This is a genomic window from Macellibacteroides sp. (genome assembly GCF_050251695.1).
Taxonomy (GTDB): Bacteria; Bacteroidota; Bacteroidia; order Bacteroidales; family Tannerellaceae; genus Macellibacteroides; species Macellibacteroides fermentans.
On the sequence record NZ_JBFWMI010000030.1, the window covers coordinates 1 to 15,856 of the forward strand.

Here is a 15,856-nt window from a genome sequence, read left to right on the forward strand (position 1 = left end):
AAATTATAGGGCTCATGAAAACCCGCATTGATGCAAAAGCCGGGAGCACGGTGCAGATTCAGACTTACATGTAAGCCGTGCTGGTTTGCTTTTGATATCAGATGATCTACTCTTTCGATGGCAGATTCATCAAACTGAAGAACCTCCTCTTTTGTAATTCGTTTGTTAGGATCGCCTTTAGGATCAAACTGCAGATATGAGGGGTATGCCATCGGAATACGAACAAAATCAAAACCCCAGTCGGCCATCCATTTAAAATCATTTTCGGTAGTCAGAGATGCGTTCCAATCATTAGGTCCCCGTTTCACCGGCGAAAAGAAATCGAGTAAATTAAAACCTCTCCACCTGGGGAGCTTATTAACCTCCGAAAAAGTATTCATTACATCGGCAAATGCAAAATCAGGCTTAAGCGCTCCCACAACAGAGGCCGTACCTGCCATCTTCAAGAAATCTCTACGTGTTATCATACTAGCTATATAAAGTTAACCGGAAGTTACAAATCTAACCTATTTTAACTGGTTTTCCAAACAAAGTGGCTAATTATTACACTCTTAGCAATCTATTCAGAGTCATTAATTTAAGTAAAGACTATATCTGACCTCCCTGATGTTACCGATGTAAAAACACCCTTCTGTATTTTTGGGGGAAGTAATTCAATCTAAATAAGCTCCGGAATTGTTATACATAATATATAAGAGAATATGCACCCAATTAATTAACAATTCATGCACGGTATTATGAAAACTTTGAGCATAACGATTATTTTGTTGCTGGGTAGCTTGTACGTTTATCCGCAAAACACGCTTTCGAAAGCGATTGGAAAGAGTACAAATATGGAACAGACCTCCCGCCAAATGGTCCAAAAGGCGAATTTTGACGGACGGGACAACGATTGCGATGGAATGTTGGATAAAGAGAATGTTCCCAAAATCGTTTTCGAAGTTATTGAGTTGGAACCGGTAGTAATCGAATGGGTATTCGATAATCAAGAGCAGGAAAACCTCTTCAGAAATGACTTGAAGATAGTAACCGCCCGCGATCACGCCAGTGGCATGGCTACCGGGAAACGACAACATAAGCCCATTACAATAACCAAAGAGCTTTCAACCCAAACCATGCAAACCTACGGTATAATTGTTGAAAATGAAAACGGAGAAAAGGTGATAGCCCTCATTCCTGAAAATCTTTGGCTAAACATCGAAGCGGAAAGTATAAATACAAACAACTCCATGCCCAACCGTATCTCGATGAACGTAACGGTTCCCAAACAAACCCAGGGAGCCACCTTTGGTGAAAAGGTAAACCAAGGGCTTCAGAAAAAAGAGATGAATACGGATAGCAAGGAACTTTTCCCCGTTTCGCTTACAAGGCAAATGGTAAAGGTAGCCCCCCAGACCTATAAAGTAGAAGGAACGATTCAAATTGAGGGAAAAACATATTCGATCAGCTCTGTGCTTAAAACAAAACACGACACCGTAAAGAACTCCATTAACAATGTCCGGTAATGGAGATTACGCTCTTATCCGGCCTGTCAACGCAAGCGTTTATTGATTTAGTACATGTAAGGTATGACAGGCTACGAGTGCGGCAGTCTCCGTTCTGAGTCGGCTCTCTCCTAAAGATATTGGTTCAAAGCCGTTATGCAGTGCCAATGCAACCTCTTCCGGACTGAAATCGCCTTCGGGTCCGATCAGGACCAGGGCAGATTCTCCCGGATTATAGATCTGTTTTATCAATGGCTTTTCGCCCTCATTACAATGAGCAATAAATTTGCGTCCGTCGAATGGTTGAGAAACAAACGTCTTAAAGTCGGTCATTCCGGTTAATACTGGTAATGTTGCTTTCTGCGATTGCTTCATAGCACTAACCAGTATCTTCTCGATACGGGCCGGCTTTACCTCCTTACGTTCCGAATAACGGCAATTTAAACAGGTTATGGCATCAATACCTATCTCGGTTGCTTTTTCTGCAAACCATTCCAGCCTATCCATATTTTTGGTTGGGGCAACGGCTATATGCAATGTAAAGTCCCATAGTTTGCCTGGCGACCATTGTTCAAGTATATCAACACGACAATGCTTAGCGTTGGCAACAGCAATGGCAGCTTTATAAAATGTTCCTTTACCGTCTGTAAGTAGTATTTCGGCTCCTTCGTTTAGCCGGAGTACTCGAATGGCATGCTGCCCTTCTTCATCCGGCAACTCTGTATTTACAGCTATGTCCGGCGTATAAAATATTTGCATAAATCTCTTTTATCCTAAAATCATTCCTACCATGGTTGCCGACATAATGGAAACCAAAGCTCCGCCGATCATGGTTGGAATTCCTAGTTTGCTTATCAAATTTTGTTTATTGGGAGTAAGAACTCCTAGTCCTCCTAAAAGTATACCGATGGATGATATATTAGCAAATCCGCAAAGGATGTAGGTCGACATGATTATAGACTTTTCATATACAAATAACCCGGCATCTTTCCATTGCTGCAACTGAAAATAGGCGACAAATTCATTCAGAATTGTTTTCTGCCCCAATAAGGAACCTACCAGCATCATATCATCAAAAGGCACACCTATCAACCACATAAATGGAGACAGGATTATTCCTAAGATAAATTGAAATGTGAAACCCTGCTGCTTGCCATCTGTAACGGATACCACCCAATCATTTAGTCCGGTGTATTTCCCGATAAGTCCTTCTGAAACATAATTCAGAAGTGCAACCATAGAAATAAATACCAACAGCATCGCCGCAATGTTTACTACCAATTTTATTCCAACCGAAGTACCCGAGGCCAATGCTTCCAATATATTGTGATGTTGATTCTCTAAAGAAACCTTCACCTCCTGTTCGGTAACCGGCTCGGTTTGCGGACATAACATCTTGGCAATTACAATAGAGCCGGGGGCAGCCATCACCGAAGCCGACAGTAAATGTTTGGCAAAAAGCAAACGAGCAGCCGGATCTCCTCCAGAAAGCATCCCGATATAGGTTGCCATCACCGAACCGGCTATCGTACCCATCCCTGCAACCATTACCAGAAATATCTCGGAACGATTCATTGAGGGCAGATAATTCTTGATCAATACAGGCGACTCGGTCATTCCCATAAAAATATTACCCGAAACAACCAGCCCTTCGGCACCGGATACATTCATAAATTTTCTGAGTACCCAGGAGAATGCTCCAACAACACGTTGGATAATTCCCCAATGATAAAATAAAGAAACGATGGCTGTAAAGAAAATGATAACCGGCATCGAATGTATAAGGAAGATAAATCCATTGCTTTTTGTCGCATACGGGCCTAAAAGAAAACCAACACCGGCTTGCGTAAAGTCCATCAACTTGATAAATGCTTTGCCAAGGAGCTCGAAGAGTGTACCTACAAAAGGTACATAAAGAACGGATAAAGCCAGGACAAACTGAATCAGGAGTCCGCTTCCCACCAGTTTCCAGTCAATTTTTTTACGGTTTGAGCTCATTAAATATGAAACTGCAAGCACTGTTATAATGCCTACTACACCTCGCAGGAGCGATTCAATTCCAAATCCGCCGGTTGATGCGACCATACATGTTTTGTTTATTCGGTTTCTTCCTTATCCTTTTTACGGCGACGTATCTCATCCTGATACATTTTGGCATGCTCGTAATTTTCATCCTGCACTGCCTCTTCAAGACGTTTGTTTAATTCTTCGTCATCAATTAATCCCAACCATCTTTTCAGGGCTTCATCATCCTTTATCTCATCCGGATCCATAGCCATCAGGTCATCATCGTCGTCTTCAAAATCTTCATCAGCATTATCTTCTACATCTTCATCCAGTACAACTCCGGCTTCAATCATGATTGATTCAGATACATAAATATCACATTTAGCTCGTAAAGCGATGGCTATTGCATCCGATGTACGAGAATCTACCGGAACCTCTCGTTTACCGTCTGTAAACAGTAACTCTGAATAGAAAATGCCTTCTTCAAATTTATATATATAAACTTCTTTCAGTTTTATATCAAAAGCAGTAGCAAAACTTACAAATAAATCGTGCGTTAATGGACGGGGGGGAGTAATATACTCGAGAGCAATAGCAATCGATTGGGCTTCGGGAGTTCCTACAATCACAGGAATACGGCGATTGCCATCTTCTTCTGCTAGTATTAATGCATAAGCTCCTGATTGAACCTGACTGTTAGTTAATCCCTGAACACGTAATTTGATTTTTTTTTCCACAACTTTATCGTTTAAATTCTAAAATGTATCTACAAAAGTAATATTATTTTGCGATATCCTTTAAACGTTCGATTAAAAAGGAGAAAAAGATGGTGGATTCTGTATAAATCTGTATAAAAAAAGAAAAGGTTGTCATCCCGACAACCAATCTTCATTGCTAACCTTAAATCTAATACCATGAAAAACACAGTGCAAAGATAAGGTATTTATGTTGTACAACATACGTTTGAAGCTCAAATTCGCGATATTTAACTTTATTTCACTATTAAAGACCTAAATAATGCTTCAAAGGGCGAATATAGACTATCTTATCCTTTGCCCGGCTACGCTCGGCAGCAAAAGCCATAAGGTGACTTTCCAGCGAATCTTCCAGCGGTGTAGACATCAATGAAGAATCTTGTTTACGTACAGCCTCAATCCAATCCCTGATCATACCGGTATCTCCTCCCCCATGTCCTACACCTTCGTAGTTGAGGGCATCCATCGCGTGGGCATCATACGTTACAGATTTGCCGGAAGCAAAATCAGTGTGTACAAATTGTTCCATATCTCCCACTATGTCTCCACGTGTTCCCATAATCCGGGTACGTCTGCCACTGTAGGATGTGAAAGCCTCTATGGAGAAATTAACCGTCACTCCACCATCAAATTCAAGAAGCATTGTGTAATGATCGGGCTGATTATTGTTACAATGGTATACACACTTTCCGTAGTTACCATTTTTAAGATTTTCGAGAATAACGTCTCCCTGCTTATCCGGATCCTCGGGCAGATCAAAAACATAAAGCCAGGTGCGGTCGCGGTAATATATTTTTAATGCAGAAAACGGGCAGTCGGCTTCAACCGGACAACCGTCTGTGCAACGTTGTGGAGCTCCTTGAGGTGCATTAGCAGCCTTGAAGTGTGCTAAATCGCCGAAAGCAACTACTTTCTTACATGGTTTACCTACAATCCAATGTAATATATCCAGATCATGACTTGATTTAGCCAATACCAATGGGGTACTGGCCTTGGAATCTCTCCAGCTTCCCCGTACATACGAATGGCTCATGTGCACATGATCAACCGGCTCGAAGTGCTGAATACTTACCAAATCTCCAATTTTTTTGCTGTCAACCATCTCCTTAAGCATCAAAAAGTAAGGAGAATAGCGTAACACATGGGTAAGTCCCACTATTTTACCGGTCTGACGGGCATAATCCACCAGCTTTCGGCATTCTTCTTCGGTTTGTGCGATTGGTTTCTCTAATAAGATATCGTATCCCAGCTCCAACGCTTTCATACAAGGTGCGTAATGCAAGTGATCCGGAGTGGCAATAATCACTGCATCTGCAAATTTAGGTCTAGCAAGCATTTCCTCCCAGGTTGCCAACCGGTTCTCTACTGGAACATGGTACTTATCTCCATACATTTCCCTTCGTAAAGGCACAGGTTCCGCAATTCCTACAATCAATAAATCTTCGGGGTGTTCCAGCGAATAATCTCCATAAAGTTTTCCTCTTCCACTTGCTCCCAATACAACTGCTGTTACAGCTTTAAGTTTTTTCACATCGGTATTCATTATAAATCGCTTTATATTAATAGATTAAATATTGGCATTTCACAAAGATAGTTATTTCTTATTCACAGACAATATTCACTTAACTAAAAAAGGGAGCGAAATACTCCCTTATATCAAAACTGAGACTTCATCTTTAATGTTATTGCTGATATAAATAAACTTATATAAAATAAAAAAGGGCATCCGTAGATGCCCTTTTCGCAATAAAAGAATTCTATTATTTCCAAGGTTCCGGCTGAACCAGATAAGGTTTACCACTTTCGTCGTTACCCATGGTTTGAATCTGACCATCTGGTACTGGGAACATTGTTCTTGCAGCTTGCAGATAAGATGCGGCAGCAAATTTTGGAATATATTGTTTTTCAAAATCAACATATGCCTTCAACTCAGTAGCCATAACACTACCACCCCATCTCTGTAAGTCGAACCAACGTTGTCCTTCCATAGCCAATTCCAACTTACGTTCCATACGTACAGCTTTGATACAGGTAGCTTTATCTGTAAAGGCTGCATGGTTTTGCGGATAAGTCGAAATCTTGTAATTGGCAGCAGGTTGACCAGCGGCATTTTTAATTATGTTAGCCGGAAGAGCTGCACGTGTACGAATCTGGTTTACAAGATCCATTGCACCCTTTAAATCGCCATCATTAGCCAAACACTCAGCATACATCAAAATGCAGTCGCGCAAGCTTAGATATTGTAAATTCATGGTTGATCCGGGAGCCCAACCGTCATGAATAGCAGTCTGACCAGCTTCTTTTTCAGCCACACTATATACATGCTTTTTAGGTAAGAAGATACCTCCGTTAACAGGGTTACGTACCCAGTCATTCTTTGGTAGTCCCCAATCTTTGTATGGAATTCCATAACGACCGATTGCGAAATCCAGACGTGGATCTACAGGGTCATTACTATTCAAAGATATCGGAGCATCTTCAGCAGAACTAGGATTCACATAAGAAACAGAGGTTCCGTTACGATACGAATTATCAAGTAATGGAAGACCATTTGCGTCTACTTTAAATGAATTGGCCAATTCGTAAGAAGGTTGATAAAAACCGCAGCAACCACCTGGGCCTGAGTTATGTGGATAACATAACGACATACCTGAGTTACCATTATTTTGCGCATCATTTGAGAACTGAACAGCAAATATGGATTCCTTTCCATTTTCGGTAAGTGCACTCCAGTTGTTATTCAAATTGTCTTCCAAACCATATTTTAAGCCATTGGATGTTTTACCATTTTCAATTACGTCTTTCAAAATAGGTTTAGCAGCAGTCATATCACCTTTTTGCATTAAAATTTTTGCTTTCAATGCTTTTGCAGCCCATACATTGGCTCTACCAACTTCGGGTTGAGTAGCCGGTAATTTAGCGATTGCAGCATCAACATCGGCAAGAATGTTTGGATAAATATCCTTGTCGTTGTGAACCTTTGGATCGTTTTCTGTAAAAGTTTCATCAATGTAAGGAATAAACGGACCAAATATCTTTACAGATTCGAAATAGAACATAGCGCGTAAGAAATACAGTTCACCCATTCTGACTTCTTTCAACGCAGCATCCATGTCTGTTGTAGCAGCAATAATCTGCATTGCGATTGAAACTCGCTTTGAACCTTTGTACGTCCACACCCATTTTTCATTGAGATAACCATTGGTAGATGCCGTATTATACATCTCCATTTCGTTCAATACGGACTGGTCGCCCGGGTCGGAACCCTTATTAGCATCACCACCGTACATACCACCGAATGTCCAGTTAAAAGGAGTTGCACCCCAGCCATTTTCAGTTAAATTGGCATACGCATTCGCAACAACCAACTCCACACCTGTTGCATTTTGCAAAGCATTCTGGTCGATACTACCCTGCGGAGCTTTGTAAAGAAAATCTTCACCACAAGAGCCGAAGGTTAATAAAGTAGCGAAACCAAATATTGCTATAAGATTATGTTTCATAATTCTTTGATTTAAAATAATTAATTAGACTTAGACGTTTCTTAGAATGCGAAATTAACACCAAATAAGAAACGCATGGTTGACGGCCAACCTCCCATATCAATACCTCTGCGAAGGTCATTACCACTATCTGCATTTAAGCTTGCATTGGTATATTCTGGATCCAGACCTGAATAACCTGTGATTGTCAGAATATTTTCTGCCTGCAAATACACTCTTAAATTAGATATTGTAGCTTTTTGCAACATGGCTTTTGGGAATGTGTAACCCAAAACAACATTTTTCAATCTTAAGAATGAAGCATTCTCTACATAATATGAGTTTGAGTTTGTTCCGGAATAGCTATCACCATAATCAAGGACAGGCAATACAGCATTACTATTATCTGCTCCAGCCTTCCATGATTTATCGCGCATAGTGGAAGATCGGTTTCCTTCAAACAACCAAAAATCGGTAAAATATTTATTGTTATTAAACAAATCGTTACCTATGGTTGAATACCAGAACATCGTAAAGTCAAAATTCTTATACGTAACTGTTGCATTCAAACCAGCAATCAAATCAGGATGAGGTGAACCAATAAAGGTACGGTCGGCAGTAGTCACTTTGCCGTCGTTGTTAACATCAGCAAATTTAAATTTACCAATCCATGCATTCGGCTTAATGGAAGCTCTGTCTGCAACACCAAGAGGTATAGGAGAAGCGGCCAAATCGGCTTCGCTTTCATAGAAACCTACCACTTTATATCCGTAGAATTCTGAAATTGGATGACCTTTGGTTGTACGGGTAATGTTACCGCTGATACGGGCACCGGCTCCCCAGAAAGAAGCATCGTCTGCTTCGGCCAAACGAACAACTTCGTTTTTATAATGAGATAGGTTCAAGCCTAAATCCCAACTCCAATCACCGGCATTATCTCTATAGTTAAAGGTTACATCAACCCCTTTATTTTTCATATCACCAAAGTTGATGTATGGTTTAGCTGCTTCACCTGCCAAAGCAGAATAAGAGGCCTGTACCAACATATCTGATGTCTTTTTGGTGTACCATTCAACACCTGCAGTAAATTTACCATTCAGGAAAGTTGCATCCAAACCCACGTTAAACATATCGGTTGACTCCCATTTGGTATCTTCGTTACCAAATCTGTTCAATTTATATCCTGTATAAGTTGTACCATTGGTTCCACCTAAATCGTAACCTGTTGTGCGTGGATCTGTAGAGAATTCGTAAGCAAAGTTCGTAGCACGTGGAACTTCAGCGTTACCTGTCTGTCCATAACCAACACGAAGTTTCAAGTCGTCCAACCAATCTTGTGTGTTTTCCATGAAATCTTCTTCAGAAATACGCCATCCTAAAGATACAGATGGGAATGTTCCGTAACGATTTGATTTAGAGAAACGGGAAACACCGTCTCGGCGAACTATCACTGTTGCTAAATATTTATCCTGGTATGCGTAATCGGCACGACCAAACATTCCAAACAATGCAAACTCTCCATTATACCATGAATTGTTAACACGAGTCAAGTCATTAACACCCATTGATAACACCCAAGTGTCTGTATTATTTTCGTACAAATAACCGTAACGCTGACCACTTAAACCACGGCCTAATCCGTCGCGGATAGCTTCTGTACCTAATAATACTTTCAAGGAATGATCTTCTCCAAATTTTGTATCAAAGGCCAATGTATTGGTCCATACCCAACGGAAGTTGAATGTTGATTGTTCAAACAGGTCGTTTGTTCCACGGGTTTCAGAGAATTCGAGGTTCTTTTTGTTCATACGATATTGATAAGCACTGGTATAGTCCACACCAAAATTGGTTCTGAAGGTAAGACCTTTCATAAAGTCAATTTCTCCCCACAAGTTACCAAATATACGTGAATTGGTGTAATAATTATCAGCATTACGTTTCTGTTGAGCTACCACGTTCTGGAAGTTACCGGTACCTGCAATCTTAGAACCCGCGAAATTTCCTTTAATATCATATACAGGAACGTAAGGAGAGGCACGATATGTCCATGAGTAAGGATTGTCCTCAGCTCCCGAACTTGTAAGTCCCTGATCTTTTGTCCATGCATAGGTCAGGTTTTCTCCAAAACGCAACCAGGGACGTACATTGAATGAAGAGTTGGCACGAACCTGATATCTTGTATAATAGGATTCGATTACAGTACCTCTCTGATCGAAGTAGTTGGCACTTAAGTTATACTGGCCTTTGTCTGTACCTCCTGATAAGCCAACTTGGTGATTCTGCATTGGTGCTACGCGGTCAACTTCGTCCCACCAATCTGTATTAGAGAATGGTACCATAGTATTGCCAGGATAGCTATAAGTATTAGGATCGATATTCTGACTACCTCCGGCACCTGCCTGTGTTAGATAATTCGGAATTACAGGCTTTGCTCCTGTTCCAAACTGAACGTGTGAAGGCAATTTATTAACGCCGTTGATGGCATAATTGTTTGCTTTAGCTTCCCATTCAAGGTTCAAGCGATCTGTTGAGTTTAATACATCGTATTTCTTTCCGGTTTTTTGGATTCCAAAGTAACCATCATAAGTTAGTTTAGGTTGACCAGACTGTGTTCCTTTTTTGGTTGTAATCAAAATTACACCATTGGCAGCCTGGGCACCATAAATAGCAGCTGCTGATGCGTCTTTCAACACCTGCATGCTTTCAATATCATTCGGGTTTAAACTGCTCAGGTTCTGGTTACGAGTTGATACTCCGTCGATAACATATAGAGGTCCGTTATCGTTTACAGTGTTGATACCACGAATACGTACCATGGTGGAAGCACCGGGAGAACCGTTCTGTCCGATATAAACACCGGCAGCTTTTCCCTGAAGCTGTTGAGTAGCAGAAGATCCACTGGATGCTAGAAGGTCTTTAGTGTCCACTACAGCCACAGATCCGGTAATGTCTTTCTTGGCCTGCGTTCCGTAACCTACAACAACAACTTCGTCCAGATTTCTGGCATCTTCCTTCATTACAATATCCATTACCCTACCCGTAACAGGAACTGCCTGGGTAACATAACCGATATATGAAAATTCAAGAATAGCGTTCGAGGGAACCTCGAGAGAATACTTACCATCAAGGTCTGTAATGGTACCATTGGTCGTCCCCTTCACCACAACGTTCACGCCTAAAAGAGTTTCTCCTTTAGCGTCTTTTACCGTACCGGTAACTGTTCTAGCTTGTTGGTTTACTGACACTTCAGTGTTGGCGGCATACAAAGGAGGTGTATTACCCGCACCCACTAGCAAAAAGCAGAGCGCCAAACCAAGCCCGCTTTTAACAAAAGCTAACTGTTTGTTCATCATAACTAAAAAATAGGTTAACATTAATTAATAGGCTCACTCTTGAGCACTTCGCAAATGTATATAATTAAAATTAGTTCACACAAAATTATTTTAATTATTTTTTTCATTCCAGCGCATTTTTTTACATAAATCAAGAATAAAAGGAATATAATGCAAATATATGTTATAAAACAATTCTATACAACATACTTATTCAATCATTAAAGATAGGATTGATAAACAAAAATAGAGGAGAGGTAAGTATAAAATGGCTTATTATATCTAAATAACAGCAATATAGTCAAAAAAAAGAGATCAATTTTCATGATCTCTTTTTTTTGTATCAAATGCTTTATCCTTGTCTGAAGTCTTTAAGTTCCTTTTGTAGCTCTTGTCTTGCAAAGAAGATCCGACTTTTTACAGTTCCAAGAGGAACTCCCAACTTGTCGGCTATTTCGTTGTACTTGTAACCACTTAGAAACATAGAGAAAGGAATCTTCAACTCATTATTCAAGCCGTTGATTGCTTTTGTTATTTCCTGAATCTGATATGCACCATCTGGTGAATCAAAACCTGAATCATTAACGACATTCAAATTATAGAGGTCCACTCCCTGATCTACGACCGTTTGTGTTCGTACTATTTTATGATAGTTGTTAATAAATATATTTCGCATTACTGTCAGAACCCATCCTTTAAAGTTTATATTGTCAACAAACTTCTCCTGATTGTCCAACACCTTTAGTGTTGTATCCTGCATCAAATCCTGCGCGTCGTCCCTGTTCGCTGTGAGCATTAAAGCAAAATTCATCATGTTTTCCTGTATGCCCAATAATTTTTTCTGAAATTGCAATGCGTTCATACCACACGTATATAAAGTTAAACATCGGTTAATTAATCTTTTACCCCCTCGTTAGGAGTTTTGACAAATATATGTATTATTTTTTAATTAAACAATTGTTTGAGAAAAATTAATAATAAAAATCACAACTTAAGAAATTAATGTAACTTTACAGCAGTTGTAACGAATTAATCAAACAATATCAATATGAAAACATTCCTTTCGCTTTTGCTGGCAGGATTGCTTGCTCCGCTATTTCTTCTAAATGCGCAAAATAAAAACATTCCTCTTATCTACACTATTAATATTAATAAAGAAATAGATAACGCTGCAAGAATTTTTTTAAGTAAAGGGTTGGCTGAAGCAAATCAGCTGAACGCTCAGGCTGTGATTATCCATATGAATACATACGGCGGACTTCTTGAAGCCGCCGATTCCATGCGGACCGCTATCTTATACAGCAAGGTTCCTGTGCATGTTTTTATTGATAATAATGCTGCTTCGGCAGGTGCTTTGATCTCAATTGCCTGTAAAAAGATTTATATGCGAAAAGGGGCAAATATAGGTGCAGCTACAGTGGTTAACCAGACTGGAGAAGCTCTGCCGGACAAGTATCAGTCTTATATGCGGTCGATGATCAGGTCGACAGCCGAAGCTCACGGAAAAGATACAATAGTACAAGGAAACGATACAATCTATAAGTGGAAAAGAGATCCTCGTATTGCCGAGGCGATGGTGGACGACCGAATAGCAATCCCTAATTTGATTGACAGCGGAAAGGTACTTACATTCACAGCTGATGAGGCAGTTACCTGGGGGTATTGTGATGGGATTGCCGAATCGGTAGACGAAGTCGTCACCTCTTATCTGGGATACAAGAACTACGAATTAAAAACGTATAAACCCTCTTTTGCTGATAAAATCAAAGGGTTTTTAATGAATCCTTTTATACAATCCTTATTGATAATGTGCATCATAGGTGGTATCTATTTCGAAATGCAATCACCGGGCATCGGTTTCCCATTGGCTGCAGCAGTTACCGGTGCTATTCTTTATTTTGCCCCTCTTTATATTGACGGTCTGGCTCAAAACTGGGAAATACTGGTCTTCGTAGCCGGACTGATATTAATTGCGGTGGAACTTTTTATTATTCCGGGGTTTGGAGTAACCGGTATTACCGGAATTGTATTTATTGTTGGGGGACTTACGCTCAGCTTGCTTAACAACACAGATTTCGACTTTAGAGGTATAAGTGGTACCGACTCGGGGAAGGCTGTGCTTACAGTTCTAATGGGGATTGGAGGCAGTTTTGTTTTAATGATTTGGCTTTCAAATAAGATTGGGGAAAAGGGATTATTGAAGAATGTAGCTCTTGCAACCGATCTGGAACAGTCACTGTCTACACCCGAATTAAATGCTTTTATTGGTAAAACAGGAAAGACCACAACCGTTTTGCGGCCTTCGGGGAAAATTGAAATTGATAATGCTCAATTTGATGCAGTTTCTGAATCGGGATTTATTGAGAAAGGAACAAATGTGAAGGTGCTACGTTTTGAGAATAGCCAGCTGTATGTAGAGAAGCTAGAATCCTGATTCTTAAAAACAATAATCCCCGTCTGCAGAGATAGACGGGGATTATTGTTTTTATTTTTTCAACTCTTGTTGAAGTAACTCGGGATAGTCTGTCGTAATATAATCGACTCCAAGAGCAATCATTTCCTGCATTTGCTCAGCCGTATTGACTGTCCACACATTAACTGTCAGGTCTAAATCTTTAGCCTCCTTAACCCATTCCGGGTGTTTCTTAATTACATTGTAATTATAATCAAGACCTGCAAATCCTAACGATTTCAATTCTTTTGGGGAAAGTTCGCCGTTAAGATAAGATACTTTTGCCTTTTTATCCAAACGAATGATCTCTTTGGCAGCTTCCAGACTAAAGGCGATGTATTCTGTCTTCTTCTGGAGCTTGTATTCTTTGATTTTGTTTAAGATGAAAGCAGCAGCCTCTCTGTCTCGCTGAGGTGTGGCGTGGGACTTTAATTCAAATATCAACTTTGCTTTCTTTAATTTTTTACCTTTTTGCAAATATTGATCTAAAGTGGGGATCTTTTCGCCATTGGCAAGTTGAATATCTTTCAGCTTGTCGTAATTTACTTCCTGAACTTTGATATCGTTTACTTTATTGTCATGAAACACAATTGCCTCATTATCGGCTGTAAGGTGGACATCAAATTCAGAGCCGTACACCTTAATACGATCAGCCTCTTCAAGAGATTTAATCGAGTTCTGAGCCGAGCCTTCAATTTTCCAATACCCCCTGTGTGCAATTACTTTTGTTTTATTTTTTGCCCCGGCAGAAAGACCAAGGGATAAACAAAGAAGAATGAGAAAGAAATTTTTAATTTTCATGGTACTTTTGAGATTTAAGTATTTATATAAAAGAGAGGGAGACTGTTTCAGGCAGTCTCCCATAATAAAATTTTACTTACCAAGTTCTGAAAGATAACGTTCGGCTTCCATAGCGGCCTTACAACCACTTCCGGCAGCGGTAATAGCCTGGCGGTAATGGGGATCGGCCACATCGCCGGCAGCAAACACTCCCGGAACATTTGTACGAGGTGTATCAGGAATTGTTTTAATATATCCAACAGAATCTGTTTCAATCCAGGGTTTAAAAATATCTGAATTAGGCGTGTGTCCTATTGCAAGGAAGAAACCATCAATGGCGATGTCGACTTTTTCTTCGTCTGATTCCCCCATTCTTTTAACCAGATGTGCTCCTTCAACTCCGTTTTCGCCAAATAGCCCAAGGGTATTATGTTCGAACAATACGGTAATGTTTTCGGCCTTGAAAACACGCTCCTGCATTACTTTTGATGCACGTAGGAAGGGTTTACGGACAATCAGATAAACATGTTTAGCTAATCCTGCGAGATAAAGCGCTTCTTCACAAGCGGTATCTCCTCCCCCAACTACTGCGACCGTTTTTTTACGATAAAAGAATCCGTCACATGTAGCACAAGCAGATACTCCCATACCTGCATATTTCTGCTCGTCCGGCAATCCCAGGTATTTGGCTGTAGCTCCTGTTGAAATAATGATTGTTTCGGCCTCTATCACTTTTTCACCATCAATGGTTACTTTATATGGGGCAGCCGACAAATCGGTAGCTGTTGCGTGTCCATAACGAACATCTGTCCCAAAGCGAACGGCCTGTTTTTTAAGATCTTCCATTAATTCCGGACCGGTGATTCCTTCAGGATAACCGGGGAAGTTTTCTACTTCGGTTGTTGTTGTAAGCTGCCCTCCCGGTTGAATTCCTTCATAAAGGACAGGGGAAAGATTCGCTCTGGACGCATAGATTGCCGCAGTATAACCCGCAGGTCCTGATCCGATAATCAGGCAACGTACTTTTTCGTTTACTGTATCACTCATATTCAAATATTATTTATGTTATGTTTTATCTAAGATCGATAATTTCTGCATTTGGAAACTTTCTCTGATCGAAAACAAATACGGATGCAGATTGGTTTACTCCCGTTACCAATTTACTAATAAGAATGGTATTGCTTACTCCGTTTTTATTAGTAACTGTTATGGATGCAGGAAAATTGGTTATTTTATCAATCCTCAGATCGATTTTACTGATATCGCTTTTTCTGTTCTTTGGAACAAGCGTAATATCAAATACCTTCTTACCGCTTTGATTGGTACTTTCGCCTTTGTATTTGGCTGTAAATCCTTTTTTGTATGTATTAAGCAATACAACCGGATTGGTAAACTGCAATTCGTCGCCTTCCGGCTTACTGACATTTACCTCTTCGGTTTGCTCCATATACACCCATTGAGTTGCTCCATCATACCATGTATAGGATTGAGGAGTCTTTAAGGTGAATTTATCACCTTTCATCTGTATGCTACCCTCTATCACCTCTGCTTTCTGATTCGCTTT

General features: G+C 40.2%; 13 protein-coding genes. 2 read left to right on the forward strand and 11 right to left on the reverse strand.

Going from position 1 to position 15,856, the window contains the following annotated elements; genetic code table 11:
* A partial coding sequence (locus AB7E53_RS06375) for a cellulase family glycosylhydrolase (RefSeq protein ID WP_446774776.1) occupies positions 1–467 on the reverse strand: 467 nt, incomplete at its 3' end.
* A 270-nt stretch (positions 468–737) separates the two neighbouring features.
* On the opposite strand from AB7E53_RS06375, the gene AB7E53_RS06380 reads away from it, so the two are divergent.
* Complete coding sequence (locus AB7E53_RS06380) at positions 738–1,505, forward strand: hypothetical protein (RefSeq protein ID WP_446774777.1); 768 nt, start codon at positions 738–740, stop codon at positions 1,503–1,505.
* A 39-nt stretch (positions 1,506–1,544) separates the two neighbouring features.
* Here AB7E53_RS06380 and AB7E53_RS06385 read toward each other — a convergent pair whose 3' ends face one another.
* The 7 genes from AB7E53_RS06385 to AB7E53_RS06415 form a co-directional block, all read right to left on the reverse strand.
* Positions 1,545–2,243, reverse strand: a complete 699-nt coding sequence (locus AB7E53_RS06385; RefSeq protein WP_446774779.1) for a 16S rRNA (uracil(1498)-N(3))-methyltransferase — start codon at positions 2,241–2,243, stop codon at positions 1,545–1,547.
* 9 nt (positions 2,244–2,252) lie between these two features.
* On the reverse strand, positions 2,253–3,569 hold the full coding sequence (locus tag AB7E53_RS06390; protein WP_068185677.1) for a NupC/NupG family nucleoside CNT transporter: 1,317 nt from the start codon (positions 3,567–3,569) through the stop codon (positions 2,253–2,255).
* 11 nt (positions 3,570–3,580) lie between these two features.
* The gene (locus AB7E53_RS06395; protein WP_371689877.1) at positions 3,581–4,228 is read right to left on the reverse strand and encodes a bifunctional nuclease family protein; all 648 of its coding nucleotides are present in this window, start codon (positions 4,226–4,228) and stop codon (positions 3,581–3,583) included.
* Positions 4,229–4,493: 265 nt separating this feature from the next.
* Positions 4,494–5,777 (reverse strand): Gfo/Idh/MocA family protein, encoded by a 1,284-nt coding sequence (locus AB7E53_RS06400; protein ID WP_446774781.1) that lies wholly within the window; start codon positions 5,775–5,777, stop codon positions 4,494–4,496.
* A 229-nt stretch (positions 5,778–6,006) separates the two neighbouring features.
* The gene (locus AB7E53_RS06405; RefSeq protein WP_446773148.1) at positions 6,007–7,749 is read right to left on the reverse strand and encodes a RagB/SusD family nutrient uptake outer membrane protein; all 1,743 of its coding nucleotides are present in this window, start codon (positions 7,747–7,749) and stop codon (positions 6,007–6,009) included.
* A gap of 41 nt (positions 7,750–7,790) precedes the next feature.
* Positions 7,791–11,081, reverse strand: coding sequence for a SusC/RagA family TonB-linked outer membrane protein (locus AB7E53_RS06410; RefSeq protein WP_446774784.1), 3,291 nt, complete (start codon positions 11,079–11,081; stop codon positions 7,791–7,793).
* Between the two features lie 331 nt (positions 11,082–11,412).
* Positions 11,413–11,922, reverse strand: coding sequence for an RNA polymerase sigma factor (locus AB7E53_RS06415; protein WP_446774786.1), 510 nt, complete (start codon positions 11,920–11,922; stop codon positions 11,413–11,415).
* A 186-nt stretch (positions 11,923–12,108) separates the two neighbouring features.
* Here AB7E53_RS06415 and AB7E53_RS06420 point away from each other — a divergent pair, with 186 nt between their 5' ends.
* The gene (locus tag AB7E53_RS06420; protein WP_350456462.1) at positions 12,109–13,494 is read left to right on the forward strand and encodes an NfeD family protein; all 1,386 of its coding nucleotides are present in this window, start codon (positions 12,109–12,111) and stop codon (positions 13,492–13,494) included.
* 51 nt (positions 13,495–13,545) lie between these two features.
* On the opposite strand, the gene AB7E53_RS06425 is transcribed toward AB7E53_RS06420, so the two are convergent.
* From AB7E53_RS06425 to AB7E53_RS06435, 3 genes are all read right to left on the reverse strand, one after another.
* On the reverse strand, positions 13,546–14,313 hold the full coding sequence (locus AB7E53_RS06425) for a glycerophosphodiester phosphodiesterase family protein (protein ID WP_079682075.1): 768 nt from the start codon (positions 14,311–14,313) through the stop codon (positions 13,546–13,548).
* Positions 14,314–14,385: 72 nt separating this feature from the next.
* Positions 14,386–15,339, reverse strand: coding sequence for a thioredoxin-disulfide reductase (trxB, locus tag AB7E53_RS06430; protein ID WP_446774788.1), 954 nt, complete (start codon positions 15,337–15,339; stop codon positions 14,386–14,388).
* A 25-nt stretch (positions 15,340–15,364) separates the two neighbouring features.
* Positions 15,365–15,856, reverse strand: a 492-nt coding sequence (locus tag AB7E53_RS06435; RefSeq protein ID WP_446774790.1) for a LolA-like putative outer membrane lipoprotein chaperone, incomplete at its 5' end; no start/stop codon positions are given.

Coding starts and splice junctions, on each gene's coding strand:
- AB7E53_RS06380 (WP_446774777.1), top strand. CDS start 738: ATGAAAACTTTGAGCATAACGATTATTTTGTTGCTGGGTAGCTTGTAC.
- AB7E53_RS06385 (WP_446774779.1), bottom strand. CDS start 2,243: ATGCAAATATTTTATACGCCGGACATAGCTGTAAATACAGAGTTGCCG.
- AB7E53_RS06390 (WP_068185677.1), bottom strand. CDS start 3,569: ATGGTCGCATCAACCGGCGGATTTGGAATTGAATCGCTCCTGCGAGGT.
- AB7E53_RS06405 (WP_446773148.1), bottom strand. CDS start 7,749: ATGAAACATAATCTTATAGCAATATTTGGTTTCGCTACTTTATTAACC.
- AB7E53_RS06410 (WP_446774784.1), bottom strand. CDS start 11,081: ATGATGAACAAACAGTTAGCTTTTGTTAAAAGCGGGCTTGGTTTGGCG.
- AB7E53_RS06415 (WP_446774786.1), bottom strand. CDS start 11,922: ATGAACGCATTGCAATTTCAGAAAAAATTATTGGGCATACAGGAAAAC.
- AB7E53_RS06420 (WP_350456462.1), top strand. CDS start 12,109: ATGAAAACATTCCTTTCGCTTTTGCTGGCAGGATTGCTTGCTCCGCTA.
- AB7E53_RS06425 (WP_079682075.1), bottom strand. CDS start 14,313: ATGAAAATTAAAAATTTCTTTCTCATTCTTCTTTGTTTATCCCTTGGT.
- trxB (WP_446774788.1), bottom strand. CDS start 15,339: ATGAGTGATACAGTAAACGAAAAAGTACGTTGCCTGATTATCGGATCA.